Here is a 16,097-nt window from a genome sequence, read left to right as displayed (position 1 = left end):
GATCTTTGCCCTTGCCCCACACCCCTCAACGCCGCTGGTACGTCCCCGTCGGCCTCACTGCCATCCTGGTGCTGCTGCCGCTGAGCGTGCTGCTGCTGTCCTGGCAAACGGTCGACGGGCAGATCTGGGCGCACCTGCTCGATACCCAGATGGGCCGATTGCTGGGCAACACGCTGACGTTGGTGGTGGGCGTGGGTGTGGGGGTGAGCGTGCTGGGTGTGAGTCTGGCGTGGCTGACCAGCCTTTGCGAATTCCCCGGGCGGCGCTGGCTGGACTGGGCACTCATGCTGCCGTTCGCCATCCCGGCGTATGTGCTGGCGTTCGTGTTCGTCGGCCTGCTGGACTTCGCCGGCCCCGTGCAGACCGCACTGCGCGAAGTGTTCGGGCCCATGCGCCTGCCTCGGGTGCGCTCCACCGGTGGCGTGATCACCGTGCTGGTGCTGGTGTTCTATCCCTATGTGTACCTCTTGGCGCGTACCGCCTTCCTGGCCCAGGGCAAGGGCCTGATGGAGGCTGCGCGGGTACTGGGGTTGTCGCCGCTGCAAGCGTTCTGGCGCGTGGCGCTGCCCATGGCGCGCCCTGCCATCGGCGCCGGTATCGCGCTGGCGTTGATGGAGACCCTGGCCGATTTCGGCGCGGTGGCGGTGTTCAATTTCGACACCTTCACCACCGCCATCTACAAGACTTGGTACGGCTTCTTCAGCCTTTCCAGCGCGGCGCAGTTGGCCAGCCTGTTGCTGTTGGCGGTGATTCTAGTGCTGTACGGCGAGCGCCGTGCGCGCGGTGCCAGCCGTAGCGGCCACGAGCGGCCACGCGGGCAGGCGCTGTATCACCTGCATGGCCTCAAGGCCTGGGCGGCCAGCGGCTGGTGCCTGCTGGTATTCGCGTGCGCGTTCGTGATCCCGCTGCTGCAACTGCTGGCGTGGTTCTGGCAACGCGGCCGGCACGACCTCGACGAGCGCTACGTGAGCCTTGTGCTGCACACACTCTACCTGGGCGCGATGGCCGCGCTGGTCACGGTATGCGTGGCCCTGCTGCTGGCTTTCGCCCGGCGTCAGGCGCCGACCCCTGCGGTTGCTGCCGGGGTCGGGCTGGCCAACCTGGGGTATGCCTTGCCAGGTTCGGTCCTGGCGGTAGCGATCATGTTGGCGTTCAGTTACTTGGACAACCAACTGGTGATCCCGCTGTCGCTATGGCTCGGTGGCGCTGGCAAGCCATTGCTGCTGGGCAGCCTGTCGGCGCTGTTGCTGGCGTACCTGGTGCGCTTCATCGCCGTGGCCTATGGTCCGCTGGAAAGCAGTCTTGAGCGTATCCGCCCGTCGCTGCCGGAGGCGGCACGCAGCCTCGGGGTTTCGGGGCCAGGATTGTTTTTCAGGGTGTATCTGCCGCTGCTGGTGCCCGGTGCCCTGAGCGCTGCGCTGTTGGTGTTCGTCGACGTGCTCAAGGAAATGCCGGCCACCCTGCTGATGCGCCCATTTGGCTGGGATACGCTGGCGGTGCGGGTGTTCGAGATGACCAGCGAGGGCGAGTGGTCGCGGGCCTCGCTGCCAGCACTGAGCCTGGTGCTGGTTGGCCTGTTGCCAGTTATTGGCCTGATCCGCCGTTCGGCCCATCGTCCGGGACAATCGCGCTAAGGGTGTCAGGCCGTGCCCTTGCGGCTACAATGCGCGGCATTCGCGCGGCGGCTCCTACAAGAACAGGTGGTGAATAAACACCGCCCACCCGCCGCCTCGCCACGCCCGGAAGGAGAAACCCATGGGACAGCGTACGCCTCTGTATGACTTTCACCTGGCGCTTGGCGCCAAGATGGTCGACTTCGGCGGTTGGGAAATGCCCCTGCATTATGGCTCGCAGGTCGAGGAGCACCATCAGGTGCGCAGTGATTGTGGGGTGTTCGATGTCTCCCACATGACGGTGATCGACATCGACGGCGCCGCCGCCACGCCCTGGTTGCAGCACGTATTGGCCAACGACGTGGCACGCCTGGAGCGCCCCGGCATGGCACTCTATAGCCCTCTGCTCAAGCACGACGGCGGGGTCATCGACGACCTGCTCGCCTATCGCACCGAAGACGGCTACCGCCTGGTGGCCAACGCTGCTACCCGTGACAAGGTCATGGACTGGCTGCGTGCTCAGAGCGAGGGTTTCAAGGTCGGCGTGCACGCCCGGCCGGAGCTGGCGATTCTGGCGATCCAGGGCCCGCACGCCCGCGAAAAGGTCGCCGCGTTGCTCAGTGCGTCGCGCGCTGCCCTGATTCGTGAGCTGCGTCCGTTCGAGGGCGTCGCCGAAGCTGACTGGTTCATCGCGCGTACCGGCTATACCGGTGAAGACGGCCTGGAGATCATCCTGCCGGGTGATCAGGCGCCTGCGTTTTTCAACGACCTGGTGGGCGCCGGCATCGCCCCGAGCGGCCTTGGCGCACGTGATACCTTGCGTCTTGAGGCCGGCATGAACCTCTACGGCCAGGACCTCGACGAAGCCCATACCCCGCTGACCTCCAACCTGGGCTGGAGTATCGCCTGGGAGCCCGCCGCCCGCGCGTTCATTGGCCGTACCGGCCTGCTGGCGGAAATCGAGCAGGGCGTTAAGGAAAAATTGGTCGGGCTGGTGCTCGAAGAGCGCGGTGTATTGCGCGCCCATCAGGTGGTGCGGGTATCCGGGATTGGCGAAGGGGAGATCACCAGTGGTAGTTTCTCGCCTACGCTGAGCAAGTCCATTGCCCTGGCCAGGGTGCCCATGGCCACTGGCGAGCGTGCCGAGGTGGAGATTCGCGGCAAGTGGTACCCGGTACGGGTGGTCAAGCCCACCTTCGTGCGTCACGGCAAGATCCTGATCTGAACATTCAACGGCGGGCCGACCGCTGACCCAAACGAGGAAGACAAGACATGAGCAATATTCCCGCCGACCTGCGTTTCGCCGAGAGCCACGAGTGGGCCCGCCTGGAAGCCGACGGCAGCGTGACTGTGGGTATCAGCGATCACGCCCAGCAGGCCCTGGGTGACGTGGTGTTCGTCGAGCTGGCCGAAATCGGCAAGGTCTTCGCCGCTGGCGACGCTGCTGGCGTGGTCGAGTCGGTGAAGGCCGCATCGGACATCTATGCCCCGGTGAGTGGCGAAGTGATCGCCGTCAACGACGAACTGGCCGACAGCCCGGAACAGCTCAACGAAGACCCTTATACCTCGTGGATCTTCAAGCTCAAGCCAAGCGACAAGGCCGAGCTGGACAAGCTGCTCGACGCTGCCGGCTACAAGGCCGCTATCGGCGAATGATCGTTCGCCGAGCATGCCCCTTCTGCTAGGAGCGGGCTTGTTCGGCGATAGCGTGCGCTGCAAAAGCGCAATAATCCCCGCACAATCGGCAATCCTTCCTAGACTTGTAAGTCTCCTAGAGAACTGGTCCAGGAAGAGATCTCGCCATGTCCCAGTCGCCCTCCCTGCGTCAACTGCACGTCGCCAACCCGTTCCTGCAACGCCACCTGGGGCCCGATGCCCAGGAGCAGCAGGCCATGCTCGCCGCGCTGGGTGTCGCCAGCCGCAGCGAACTGATCGAGCAGACCGTACCGCCAGGCATTCGCTTCAATGGCCCGCTGGCGCTACCTGCGGCCCTGGACGAGCAGGCCGCGCTGGCCAAGCTTGCCGGCTACGCCGCACAGAACCAGCTCTGGACCAGCCTGATCGGCATGGGCTACCACGCCACCCTCACGCCTACGGTCATCCTGCGCAATGTGCTGGAAAACCCGGGCTGGTATACCGCCTACACCCCCTATCAGCCGGAAATCGCCCAAGGTCGGCTGGAAGCGTTGCTGAACTACCAGCAGATGGTCATCGACCTCACCGGCCTGCCGTTGGCCAATGCCTCGCTGCTGGACGAGGCCACCGCTGCCGCCGAGGCCATGGCCCTGGCCCGGCGTGTCGCGCGCAGCAAGAGCAACGCGTTCTTCGCGGACGAGCATTGCCACCCGCAGACGCTCTCGGTACTCAAGACCCGTGCCGAAGGCTTCGGTTTCGAGCTGATCGTCGATGCTGTGGATAACCTTGGCCAGCACGCGGTATTCGGCGCCTTGCTGCAATACCCCAACACCCATGGCGAGGTGCGCGACCTGCGCCCGCTGATCGACCAGTTGCACAGCCAGCAGGCCTTGGCCTGCGTTGCCGCCGATATCCTCAGCCTAGTGGTGCTCGCCCCACCCGGCGAGCAAGGGGCGGATGTGGTGCTGGGTTCTAGCCAACGCTTTGGCGTGCCCATGGGTTATGGCGGACCGCATGCGGCCTATTTCGCTTGCCGCGACGACTACAAGCGGGCCATGCCTGGGCGCATCATCGGCGTGTCTCGCGATGCGCGTGGCAACACCGCCCTGCGCATGGCGCTGCAGACCCGCGAGCAGCATATCCGCCGCGAGAAGGCCAACTCGAATATCTGCACCGCGCAAGTGCTGCTGGCCAACATCGCCGGCTTCTATGCCGTCTACCACGGCCCTGAAGGCCTGCGCCGCATTGCCCAGCGGGTGCATCGGCTGACCGCCATCCTTGCCGCTGGGCTGCATAGCAAAGGCCTCAAGCGCCTCAATTCGCATTTTTTCGACACCCTTACCCTGGACGTCGGCGGCACCCAGGCTGCGATCATCGAAAGCGCCGAGGCCGCACGCATCAACCTGCGCATCCTCGGGCGCGGGCAGTTGGGTGTGAGCTTGGATGAAACGTGCGATGAGTCCACCGTACTGAAGCTGTTCGACATCTTCCTGGGTGTCGACCATGGCCTGGATATCGATGCCCTCGACCAGCAGGCGCTGGCCGAGGGCATCCCCGTTGCGCTGCTGCGGCGCACGCCTATCCTGCAACATCCGGTGTTCAACCTGCACCACAGCGAAACCGAGATGCTGCGCTACCTCAAGCAACTGGAGAACAAGGACCTGGCGCTGAACCAGTCGATGATCCCGTTGGGTTCATGCACCATGAAGCTCAACGCCAGTAGCGAGATGATTCCCATCACCTGGCCTGAGTTCGCCCAGCCGCACCCCTTTGCGCCTGCGGCGCAGATGCAGGGCTACAAGGCGATGATCGACGAGCTGGAAAGCTGGTTGTGCGCCATCACCGGCTTCGATGCCATCTGCATGCAGCCCAACTCCGGTGCCCAGGGTGAGTACGCCGGGCTGATGGCGATCACCCGCTACCACCGCAGCCGCCAGCAGCCGGGGCGAACGCTGTGCCTGATCCCATCCTCGGCGCATGGCACCAACCCGGCGTCGGCGCAGATGGCCGGCATGGAGGTGGTGATCGTCGAGTGCGACGTGCACGGTAACGTCGATATCGACGACCTCAAGGCCAAGGCTGAAGCCGCCGGGGAGCGACTGTCCTGCCTGATGGTTACCTACCCGTCGACCCATGGGGTTTACGAGGAAGGCATTCGCGAGATCTGCGAGGTGATCCACCAGCACGGTGGCCAAGTGTACATGGATGGCGCCAACCTCAACGCCCAGGTCGGGCTGACGCGTCCGGCCGACATCGGCGCCGACGTTTCGCACATGAACCTGCACAAGACTTTCTGTATCCCCCACGGTGGAGGAGGGCCGGGCATGGGCCCGATAGGCGTGCGCGCCCACCTCAAGCCGTTCGTTGCCAGTCACCCGGTAGTGCCGGTGCCTGGGCTGGACCCGAACAACAGCGCGGTCAGCGCCGCGCCCTGGGGCAGCGCCAGTATTCTACCGATCAGCTGGATGTACATCGCCATGATGGGCTGGCAACTGGCTGATGCCAGCGAAGTGGCGATCCTGTCCGCCAATTACCTGGCCTGTCAGTTGCACGATGCTTTCCCGGTGCTCTACCGTGGTCGTAACCAGCGCGTGGCGCATGAATGTATCCTCGACCTGCGCCCGCTCAAGGCGCTTACCGGCATCAGCGAGGAGGACGTGGCCAAGCGCCTGATGGACTATGGCTTTCATGCCCCGACCATGTCGTTCCCGGTGCCGGGCACGCTGATGGTCGAGCCCACCGAGAGCGAGTCGAAGGCCGAACTCGATCGTTTCGTCGAAGCGATGCTGGCGATCCGGGCCGAGATCGATCAGGTGCAGGAGGGCCACTGGCCCGCCGAGGACAATCCGCTCAAGCACGCCCCGCATACCTTGGCCGATGTGCTAGTACCGTGGCATCGCCCCTACAGCATTGAGCAGGGCATCGCCCCCAGCGCTCACGCGCGCCAGCACAAGTACTGGCCGGCGGTGAACCGGGTCGACAACGTCTATGGGGACAGGAACCTGTTCTGTGCGTGTGTTCCGTTGCAAGCCTATCGCTAACGGGCGGGGGCTCTCGCGCAGGGGCTTGATCGAACCTGCGCGAGAACGGGCTTATCCGACGAGGCTCACTCGGCCACGGCGTTCTTGGCCAGGATCGCGTTGGCCAGGTCCATGTCACTGGCCTGCACGCCTGGGTTGTCGGCGCGCACTTGGCGAATGGCCGCTTCCAAGAACGGGCCACGGATAGCCCCGTCGCTTGCGACGAAGCTGCCGGCATCGTCCTGGGCAGCGACGATCAGCTTATGGTCCTTGAAGGTCAGGTAGGTCGAGGCAGTAGTGGCTCCCGACGAGATGATGTTGCGCCAGAAGCCGTCGGCCATGGCCGAACCGATGGGCAGTGCGAACAGGACGGTGGCTGCGATGGCTGTTTTGAAACGCATGGTGAATCACCTCGGTCGATGAGGGTTGTGGATATGTTCGCTTTGATCCTCCTGCCCTGATCCAAGTTCCCGGCCACACGGGGCATTTGTCGGTTATCCACAGACCCTGAGCACCTCCTCCACGCAGGTCATGCCCCGGTTTATGCGGTCTTCGCCACAGCGGCGCAGGTCACGCATACCCTCGGCCTGTGCGTACTGGTGCAAAGCCGCCAAGTCCACGCCGGGGGTGATCCGCTCACGCACGCCGTCGCTGACCCTGAGCAATTCGAACAACCCGGTACGGCCGTGAAAGCCGGTTCCCCGGCATTGCTGACAAACCTGCCCGTTCGCTTGTGTCGTGGGGTGGCACAGCGGGCACAGCATCCGCACCAAGCGTTGCGCCATGACGCCGATCAGCGTGGCCCTGATCAGGTAGTGGGCCACGCCCATTTCCAACAGGCGGGTGATGGCGGCGCAGGCATCGTTGGTGTGCAGGGTCGAGAGCACCAGATGCCCGGTCAGGGCAGCCTGCACCGCCGCCTGCGCGGTTTGCGCGTCGCGGATCTCGCCGATCATGATGATGTCTGGATCCTGGCGCAGCATGGCGCGCACGCCGTCGGCGAAACCCAGGTCCAGGGCGGGCTGCACCTGTAACTGGTTGATCGCAGGTTCCAGGCGTTCGATGGGGTCTTCGATGCTGCACACGTTCATCTGCGGGGTCGCCAGGTGTCGCAGGCTGGCGTAGAGGGTGCTGGTCTTGCCGGAACCGGTGGGGCCAGTCACCAGCAGAATGCCTTGGCGTTGGCTGAGCAGAGAGCGCCAGCGCTCCAGCAGGGTGCCTTCCAGGCCAAGACATTCGAGAGTTTCGTGGCGTTGCCCGGGATCAAACAAGCGCAGCACCAGTTTTTCGCCGAACGGCGTTGGCAGGGTGGAAAGCCGCAGTTCGACCTCGTCGCCGCCGGGCAGGCGACGCTTCAGGCGACCATCCTGTGGCCGGCGTTTTTCTGCCACGTCCATGCGCCCCAGGTGCTTCAGGCGGCTGCTCATCGCCAGCGTGACCCCTGTTGGGAACGCATAGACCGTGTGCAGCAGGCCATCGATGCGCAGGCGCAGGTGGCCTTGTTCGCGGCGGGGTTCGAGGTGGATATCGCTGGCGCGTTGCTCGATGGCGTACTGCAACATCCAGTCGACCACATGCACGATATGCGCATCGTCCGCCGCAGCAGGCCTGTTTCCTGCGCCCAGCTCCAGCAGTTGTTCCAACTCGCCGAGCGCGGCGGGTTGCTGCTGGTCGGCGCCCTGTACCGAGTGGGCCAAGCCAAACAAGGTGGCGGCGAGCTGGCGAATCTGCGTGGGGCTGGCCACGACCCGGCGTACGCGCTTGCCCAGGCTGCGGGCCAGGTCGGCCTCCCAGTCCCGTTGGTAGGGCTGGGCACTTGCCACGGTCACGCTCGTGGCGTCGATGGCTATGGCGAGGATGCCGTGGCGCCTGGCGAAGGCGGCTGACATCAGTGCGCCAACCTGGGCTAGGTCGACTTGCAACGGATCGATGTGCACGTAGGGCTGCTTTACCCGCGCCGCCAGCCACTGGCAAAGGCGTTCAAGGCTCAGTTGCTGGCCGGGTTGTTTCGGGTCGGGCAAGGCCAGCCCTGCGATCAGTTCGAGTGGGTGTTCGGCGGCATTGGTCTGGGCCCGCTCCAAGGCCTGAAGGGCTGCGTTGGCGGTGATCCGTTGCTCGTCCAGCAGGGCGTCGAGCAGGCGGCGCAGGTCGAGATCCAGGGTGTCGTTGGCGAGCATGGCGGCATCCTTGCCAGGTGGTTGGACCTGGAAGGCTAGCCGCACGCGGCAGCCTGCGAGCCGGCAAAGGGTTTCCGAACTTTACCGTGATGCACTGGCGCCGGCAGTGACCTCAGCCAGCTGCGGTAGGTTTTCCAGGCTGACCTGGGCGACGCAGACCAGGTTGCGCAATTTTTGCGCGATCACCTCGGCGCGATGCCAGCTCAGGCCGCCGATGCCGATACGCACGTCGAACAGGTCGTCGTGTTGCTCCACGTGCAGGCTGTACGGCGTCAGGAACTGCAAGGCGAAGAGGTTGAGAATCCGGCACAGGCTGTCGGGTTCGGCCTCGGCGTGCAGGTGGTAGTGCACGGTGCTGTGGGCGGCCGAGGCGGCCCAGGCATCGAGGCGGGGTGTGGCCAGGGGGCGTTCGAGTGCGTTCATGCTGGATCTCCGCGAAAGTGGGGAAATTCTTGCACGTCGATTCGGGTATTGTTTCGCTATAACTCAACCAATTTCCGTTGATAGCGAATTGAACAATTCATAAACATGCAAATTGGAGAATCAATCATGCAGGGCGGGTTGGATGCCTATGATCGTCGGATTCTGGAATTGCTACAGGAGGACGCCTCGCTCTCCAGCGCGCAGATCGCCGAGCGCGTGGGGCTGTCGCAATCACCGTGCTGGCGGCGTATCCAGCGCTTGAAGGAGGAGGGGGTTATTCGTGGCCAGGTAACCCTGCTCGATCGCAAGAAAGTTGGGCTCAACACGCAGATCTTCGCTGAGGTAAAGCTCAACGCTCATGGGCGCTCGAACTTTGCCGAGTTCACCGAGGCGATTCGCGGGTTCCCGGAAGTGCTGGAGTGCTACGTATTGATGGGGGCGGTGGATTTCCTGCTGCGGATCGTCACCTCGGATATCGAGGCGTATGAGCAGTTCTTCTTTGAAAAGCTGTCGAACGTGCCGGGTATTCAAGAGGTGAACTCGATCGTGGCACTGTCGGAGATCAAGAGCACCACCAGCTTGCCGCTGGGCCGCTGAGCGCCGCCGCGTAGGAGCGGCCTTGTGCCGCGATGGGCTGCAAAGCAGCCCCAGGATTTGTGCGGCAGCTGGGATTCTTGGGGCTGCTGCGCAGCCCATCGCGGCACGAGGCCGCCCTCATGGAACTACACATAACTTGTTGATTTATAAGGAATCTGTGGGAGCGGGCTTGCCCGCGAACACCGGCAAAGCCGGTGCCATCCACCGAGTCGCCTGCTTCGCGGGCAAGTCGGGGCGCCGAACCGCCGCTCCCACAGGGTACGCGGAGCGCTTGCGAAATCAGTTCTCTGCGCGACAGCGCAGCCCAAAGGGCTGGGTGATCTCCTACAGGTGCAGCGCTTGCTTCTGGCGTAGGAGCGGGTTTACCCGCGAATGCGCACAGGTCAGGCCTTGAGCAGTTGCTTCCAGGCGCGGTTTTGTTCGATGGCGCGAGCCTGCTCGATGCGCGCTTCCAGCAGTTCGTCCTGGTGTTCTTCGCCCAGCGCTTGTTCGGCCAGCTCGTGCAGCTTGTTCAACTCGCCGTACAGGCGGTCTTGCTGCGGGACATCGAGTACCTGGCGAGCATGATGCAGCCAGGCCAGGATGCCTTCGATGCGCGGCAATTGCTCGGCCAGGTCTTCCGGGCGTTGCACGTACAACGGCAGCTTCAACGCGCGGGCCTCTTCACCGAGCTGGTGGTGCAGCCAGCTAGCCAGTTGCGCCTTGCCCTGGCGCTCGCCACGGCCCTTGCGCTCGACGGTCCATGCACGGGCAGTCAGCCAGCGCGCGGTTTCCAGCGAGAACTGGCCCCAGCGTGGGTCTTGCAGCTCTTCGGCGAACTGTTCGGGCGCGGCGCGACGAATGTCTTCGTCGTCATTGCCCGCCTGTACCAGCGGGCGCCAGTCTTCCAGCAGCGCGTCGAGGCTCGCGCGCAGGGCGCGGGTGACCGGGCGCGGAGCTGCCTGGCCAAGACTTGCGGTGAGCGCGCGCAGTTCGGCCAGGCAGCGTACCCAGTCCTGCAGCAGGCGCCAGTGGCCGTTGTGGCGATATTGTTCGGCCAGGCGCTGGCTGCTGCCCAACAGTTGCCAGGCCAGCGCGGCATAGGCGTCGTCCAGTGGCATTTCGGCGTCCAGCTCGCTGGCAGGCAGGTCCAGCTCGTAGCTGTTCTCGTCCAGCAGGCGGTAACCACGCTCGGCCTTGCTGATATCGCACGGCATCAGTGCGACGCTGGCGGACAGCTCGGCGGCCAGTTCCAGCAGGGCTTCGGGCGCACCTTCGCGCAGTTCAAGTTCCAGCTCGCAGATTTCTTCCTTGCGCTTGCCGGCAATCACGAAACCCTGGTCCAGGGCGGCTTCGATCACCACCTTGGCCTTGCCACGGCCCCAGGAGATCTCGGCGTATTCACGGGTGAAGTCGGTGGTGAACAGCGGCTTGATGGTCTTCTTGTCCAGCTCGGCCAGTTGCTCGGGCCAGCAGGTGGCATCGAGCTTCTTCAGGTCGAGCTTGACCTTGTCCAGGTGCCATTCGTACTCGTTGCGCTCGGACAGGCCAGCCACGCTTTGCCCGCGGCACTTGAGGGTCTGGATGATGACCTCGCCGTCGCGGCGCAGGCGCAGCGCCACGCGCGCGGCGGACAGGTCGCGCTCAGGGGTGTCGAAGTATTGATTGAGCAGTTCGCGGGTCTGCCAGCCGGACTTGTTGCGCTTTTTCAGCAAAGGGTGCTCGCGCAGGGCGGCAAGGGTCTCGCGGCTGGCGCGGAGTTTGAGTTCGGTTTCTTTGTGCATCGCGGGCTCGCAGGGAGGGGCATCGTGGGTGGGGAGTCTACAGGAGTCGGTTGTAGCCTGCCGGATTTGGGCGCCGGTAATGGGTTGCCCTGCGCAGGGAAGGCGTTGTTATGATGCCCGCATGCTTTTGAGGAGTTCGCGCATGCCGTTGCCGTCGCTGAAAGACCAGTTCGCCGCCCTGATCGCCGCCCCGTCGGTCAGTTGCACCCAGCCTGCGCTGGATCAGTCCAACCGTGCGGTGATCGACCTGCTGGCCGGCTGGCTTGGCGATCTTGGCTTCAACTGCGAAATCCAAGAGATCACCCCCGGCAAGTTCAACCTGTTGGCCAGCCGTGGCAGTGGCCCTGGCGGTCTGGTACTGGCTGGCCACAGCGACACCGTGCCCTACGACCCGCAACTGTGGAGCAGCGACCCGCTCAAGCTGACCGAAGTCGATGGCCGTTGGGTGGGCCTGGGCAGCTGCGACATGAAAGGCTTCTTCGCCTTGGTGATCGAGGCGGTGACGCCACTGCTCGAACATGATTTCAAGCAACCCCTGCTGATCCTCGCCACCTGCGATGAAGAAAGCTCGATGTCCGGCGCCCGCGCCCTGGCCGAAGCCGGCCAACCACTCGGTCGCGCTGCGGTGATCGGCGAACCCACCGGGCTCAAGCCGATCCGCATGCACAAGGGCATCCTCATGGACCGCATCGATATCCTGGGGCGCAGCGGCCATTCGTCGGATCCGAGCCTCGGCCACAGCGCCCTGGAGGCGATGCACGCGGTAATGGGCGAATTGATGGACCTGCGCCGTGGATGGCAGGAAAAATACCGCAACCCGCAGTTCACCGTTCCTACGCCGACCATGAACTTCGGCTGCATCCACGGCGGCGACAACCCCAATCGCATCTGTGGCCAATGCGCCCTGGAGTTCGACCTGCGCCCGCTGCCTGGCATGGATGTTGAGCAGTTGCGCGCGGCGATCCGCAGCAAGCTGGCGCCACTGGCCGAGCGTCACGAAGTCCGCATCGACTACGCCCCGTTGTTCCCCGAGGTGCCGCCGTTCGAGCAGGCTGCCGACGCCGAGCTGGTGCAACTGGCCGAACGCCTGACCGGCCATCGCGCCGAAGCGGTGGCCTTTGGCACCGAAGCCCCTTATCTTCAGCAGCTCGGTTGCCAGACCATCGTGCTGGGGCCTGGCGACATTGCCTGTGCCCACCAGCCCGGCGAATACCTTGAAATGTCACGCATCGAGCCTACCGTGCGTCTATTGCGTGACTTGATCCGGCACTATTGCCTGACCTAAACGTCCATTGACCTGATTCGTTCCTGCCTAGAGGAGACCGCGCGTGACCGCAAGCCTGATCCGACGATGACTTTCGAACGTTGTGCGCCTTTTCGTTCTCCGTTCACTTATCCACAGGCCCTGTCATGCCCGATTACGTCAACTGGCTGCGCCATGCTTCTCCCTACATCAACGCCCACCGCGACTGCACCTTCGTGGTCATGCTGCCCGGTGATGGCGTCGCCCATCCGAATTTCGGCAACATCGTCCATGACCTGGTGCTGCTGCACAGCCTCGGCGTGCGACTGGTACTGGTCCACGGCTCGCGCCCGCAGATCGAAAACCGACTGGCCGAGCGCGGCCTGACCCCGCACTACCACCGTGGCCTGCGCATCACCGATGCGGCCACCCTGGATTGCGTGATCGATGCCGTGGGCGCCCTGCGCCTGGCCATCGAAGCGCGTTTGTCGATGGACATCGCGGCCTCGCCGATGCAGGGTTCGCGTCTGCGGGTGGCCTCGGGCAACCTGGTGACCGCGCGGCCCATCGGTGTGCTCGAAGGGGTGGACTACCACCACACCGGCGAAGTGCGTCGGGTCGACCGCAAGGGTATCAGTCGCCTGTTGGACGAGCGCTCCATCGTGCTGTTGTCGCCGCTGGGCTACTCGCCGACCGGGGAAATCTTCAACCTTGCCTGTGAAGATGTCGCCACCCGTGCAGCCATCGAGCTGGGTGCCGACAAGCTGCTGCTGTTCGGTGCTGAGTCGGGGCTTCTGGACGAGCAGGGGCGCCTAGTCCGCGAGCTGCGTCCGCAGCAGGTTGCTCCGCACCTGCAACGCCTGGGCAGCGATTATCAGGGCGAACTGCTCGATGCTGCCGCCGAGGCCTGCAAGGGCGGTGTGGCGCGCAGTCACATCGTCAGCTACGTCGAAGACGGGGCGCTGCTCAATGAACTGTTCACCCGCGCCGGTGCCGGTACGTTGGTGTCGCAGGAGCAGTTCGAGGTGGTGCGCGAGGCGACCATTGAGGACGTGGGTGGTCTGCTGGAGTTGATCAGCCCGCTGGAAGAGCAAGGCATTTTGGTGCGTCGTTCGCGAGAGGTGCTGGAGCGCGAGATCGAACAGTTCAGTGTGGTGGAGCGCGAGGGCATGATCATCGCCTGCGCGGCGCTTTACCCGATCGCCGAGTCCGACGCGGGCGAGTTGGCGTGCCTGGCAGTGAACCCGGAGTACCGACATGGCGGGCGTGGCGACGAGTTGCTCGAACGCATTGAGTCGCGTGCGCGTGCGCTGGGGCTCAATACCTTGTTCGTGCTGACGACGCGTACCGCACACTGGTTCCGTGAACGTGGATTTGCGCCGAGTGGGGTAGAGCGCCTGCCGGCAGCGCGCGCTTCGCTGTACAACTACCAGCGTAATTCGAAGATTTTCGAGAAGTCGCTCTGAGGCCGTTGCCCCTGGTAGGAGCGGCCTTGTGTGGCGAAATGGCCGCTCAGCGGCCCCAGAATCTCGGCATCCCGCAGGATCGCCGGGGCTGCTACCCAGCCCTCTCGCGGCACAAGGCCGCTCCTACACGACCGGGCAAGCTGGAACTTCCCAGGCTTACGCGGACATTGTAGGAGCGGCCTCGTGTTGCGAAAGGGCCGCAAAGCGGCCCAATTGGCTTAACTGACTGGCATTACGCCCTTGGGGCGGCGTTTTCGTTTACACGGTATGCAGGTACCAGTTGTACTCGAGGTCGGAGATCGAGTGCTCGAACTCCTCCAGCTCGCTCTCCTTGCACGCGACGAAGATGTCGATGTACTTCGGATCGATGTACTTGTTCAGGATCTCGCTGTCGTCCAGCTCGCGCAGTGCATCGCGCAGGTTGTTCGGCAGGCTCTGCTCCAGCTGTTCGTACGAGTTGCCCTCGATCGGCTCGCCTGGCTCGATCTTGTTGGTCAGGCCATGGTGCACGCCGGCCAGCACGGCCGCCATCATCAAGTACGGGTTGGCATCGGCACCCGCGACGCGGTGCTCGAGACGCACCGCATCCGGCGAACCGGTAGGTACGCGCAGGGCCACGGTACGGTTGTCCAGGCCCCAGCTTGGCGCATTCGGTACATAGAATTGCGCGCCAAAACGGCGGTAGGAGTTGACGTTGGGGCACAGGAAGGCCATCGAGGCGGGCAGGGTCTCGAGCACACCGCCGACAGCGTGACGTAGCGCGGCGTTCTGCTCGGGATCCTCGCTGGTGAAGATGTTGTTGCCATCTTTGTCCAGCACGGAAATGTGTACGTGCAGGCCGTTGCCTGCCTGGCCCGGATAGGGCTTGGCCATGAAAGTGGTGTCCATCTCATGGTCGTAGGCGATGTTCTTGATCAGGCGCTTGAGCAGCACCGCGTAGTCACAAGCCTTGAGCGGGTCGGCGACGTGGTGCAGGTTGACTTCGAACTGCGCCGGAGCGCTTTCCTTGACGATGGCGTCGGCAGGGATGCCCTGCTCCTTGGCGCCTTCCAGGATGTCTTGCAGGCAGTCGGCGTATTCATCGAGGTCGTCGATCAGGTACACCTGGGTCGACTGCGGGCGCTTGCCCGAGATCGGCGAGCGTGGCGGCTGTGGGCGGCCGTTCACGTTTTCCTGGTCGATCAGGTAGAACTCCAGTTCGAATGCCGCACAGATGGTCAGGCCCATTTCGGTGAATTTACTCACCACCTGACGTAGCACTTCGCGTGGGTCGGCGAAGAACGGCTCGCCCTCGAGTTCGTGCATGGTCATCAGCAGTTGCGCGGTGGGGCGCTTCTGCCACGGTTCGTTGGAGAGGGTGCCGGGAATCGGATAGCAGATCCGATCGGCATCGCCGATGTCCAGACCGAGCCCGGTGCTTTCTACGGTCGAACCGTTGATGTCCAGGGCGAAGAGGGAGGCCGGCAGGTTGATGCCTTTCTCGTAAACCTTGTGAAGGCTCGTGCGTTCGATTCGCTTGCCACGAACCACACCATTCATATCTGCAATCAGAAGGTCAACGTAGAGAACCTCAGGATGTTCCTTAAGGAACGCGTTCGCTTCGTTAAGCTGAACGGCACGCGGGGGTACCGACATGATGCAACACCTTTGTTGTTAAAAATATCAATCAAGGGGGGCTTGCAACCTCAGTCAATCGGAAAGACTAGGTGAAGTCAAGCCAGCCCCATGATGCCCTTAAATGGCACATCTACGGCAGATTTGCTGCATATCGGGGCGTGCCATTATCCGCTATTTTCGTCCCGAAAGGTGATTACGAGCGGGGCGTGTTTTATTTTTTACGGAGTGGTTGTGTAAAAAAATGAACAAGGCTAAGCTCGGTCACAACCCAGAACACAATAATACGAGGGTCACATGGTCCGCCTGCCGAGACCTGAAAACACCGCTTGCACGGTGCGCTCAGGCACATCTCCCGGTTGCCGTCCGGTCATTGCACACCTGCAACAGTGGGTGAGTGCACTGGCCGCAATAATTGACGGATTGCACAAAAAAGCCATACCTCGTAACGCTTTGCCCTACCTCTTGTTGGTCTCCTGCCCATTGGTTTTTTCACGGACTCACCTGTACCGGGTGTTTCCACGGTCGTCCTGCGCAGGGGATTTT

Annotated in this window: 12 protein-coding genes; 7 read left to right on the top strand and 5 right to left on the bottom strand. The window is 63.6% G+C overall.

Features of this window, described 5'->3' with window-relative positions:
* Positions 1–11: 11 nt before the first annotated feature.
* From ACNFIC_RS13105 to gcvP, 4 genes are all read left to right on the top strand, one after another.
* Positions 12–1,634: an ABC transporter permease gene (locus tag ACNFIC_RS13105; RefSeq protein WP_416781156.1), complete on the top strand. Its 1,623-nt coding sequence runs from the start codon at positions 12–14 to the stop codon at positions 1,632–1,634.
* 121 nt (positions 1,635–1,755) lie between these two features.
* The gene (gene gcvT / locus ACNFIC_RS13100) at positions 1,756–2,838 is read left to right on the top strand and encodes a glycine cleavage system aminomethyltransferase GcvT (protein WP_138221523.1); all 1,083 of its coding nucleotides are present in this window, start codon (positions 1,756–1,758) and stop codon (positions 2,836–2,838) included.
* Between the two features lie 47 nt (positions 2,839–2,885).
* Entirely contained in the window at positions 2,886–3,269 is a 384-nt protein-coding gene (gcvH, locus tag ACNFIC_RS13095; protein WP_416781155.1) for a glycine cleavage system protein GcvH, read from the top strand.
* Positions 3,270–3,415: 146 nt separating this feature from the next.
* Positions 3,416–6,289 (top strand): aminomethyl-transferring glycine dehydrogenase, encoded by a 2,874-nt coding sequence (gene gcvP, locus ACNFIC_RS13090; protein ID WP_416781154.1) that lies wholly within the window; start codon positions 3,416–3,418, stop codon positions 6,287–6,289.
* 65 nt (positions 6,290–6,354) lie between these two features.
* Here gcvP and ACNFIC_RS13085 read toward each other — a convergent pair whose 3' ends face one another.
* The 3 genes from ACNFIC_RS13085 to ACNFIC_RS13075 all read right to left on the bottom strand — a co-directional run bounded on the left by ACNFIC_RS13085 (position 6,355) and on the right by ACNFIC_RS13075 (position 8,868).
* Positions 6,355–6,669 carry a DUF2388 domain-containing protein gene (locus ACNFIC_RS13085; protein WP_138221526.1) on the bottom strand — a complete coding sequence of 105 codons (315 nt, stop codon included), beginning with the start codon at positions 6,667–6,669 and terminating at the stop codon, positions 6,355–6,357.
* Positions 6,670–6,762: 93 nt separating this feature from the next.
* Entirely contained in the window at positions 6,763–8,445 is a 1,683-nt protein-coding gene (locus ACNFIC_RS13080; RefSeq protein ID WP_138221527.1) for a GspE/PulE family protein, read from the bottom strand.
* Positions 8,446–8,526: 81 nt separating this feature from the next.
* Entirely contained in the window at positions 8,527–8,868 is a 342-nt protein-coding gene (locus ACNFIC_RS13075) for a hypothetical protein (RefSeq protein WP_416781153.1), read from the bottom strand.
* Positions 8,869–8,994: 126 nt separating this feature from the next.
* Between ACNFIC_RS13075 and ACNFIC_RS13070 the strand changes: the two genes are divergently transcribed.
* Positions 8,995–9,465 carry an Lrp/AsnC family transcriptional regulator gene (locus tag ACNFIC_RS13070; RefSeq protein ID WP_416781152.1) on the top strand — a complete coding sequence of 157 codons (471 nt, stop codon included), beginning with the start codon at positions 8,995–8,997 and terminating at the stop codon, positions 9,463–9,465.
* Positions 9,466–9,848: 383 nt separating this feature from the next.
* On the opposite strand, the gene ACNFIC_RS13065 is transcribed toward ACNFIC_RS13070, so the two are convergent.
* Positions 9,849–11,228, bottom strand: a complete 1,380-nt coding sequence (locus tag ACNFIC_RS13065) for an inorganic triphosphatase (protein ID WP_416781151.1) — start codon at positions 11,226–11,228, stop codon at positions 9,849–9,851.
* Between the two features lie 142 nt (positions 11,229–11,370).
* Between ACNFIC_RS13065 and argE the strand changes: the two genes are divergently transcribed.
* Positions 11,371–12,513, top strand: a complete 1,143-nt coding sequence (gene argE, locus ACNFIC_RS13060) for an acetylornithine deacetylase (protein ID WP_138221531.1) — start codon at positions 11,371–11,373, stop codon at positions 12,511–12,513.
* A gap of 125 nt (positions 12,514–12,638) precedes the next feature.
* Complete coding sequence (argA, locus tag ACNFIC_RS13055; RefSeq protein WP_138221532.1) at positions 12,639–13,937, top strand: amino-acid N-acetyltransferase; 1,299 nt, start codon at positions 12,639–12,641, stop codon at positions 13,935–13,937.
* A gap of 258 nt (positions 13,938–14,195) precedes the next feature.
* Here the strand turns inward: argA and ACNFIC_RS13050 are convergent, their stop codons facing one another.
* Positions 14,196–15,572: a glutamine synthetase family protein gene (locus ACNFIC_RS13050; protein ID WP_138221533.1), complete on the bottom strand. Its 1,377-nt coding sequence runs from the start codon at positions 15,570–15,572 to the stop codon at positions 14,196–14,198.
* Positions 15,573–16,097: the final 525 nt, after the last annotated feature.

The organism is Pseudomonas sp. NY15463 (assembly GCF_048068415.1).
Lineage (GTDB): Bacteria > Pseudomonadota > Gammaproteobacteria > Pseudomonadales > Pseudomonadaceae > Aquipseudomonas > Aquipseudomonas mosselii_C.
The sequence above is the reverse complement of the archived record's forward strand: the minus strand, read 5'-3'. Positions and strand labels throughout refer to the sequence as shown.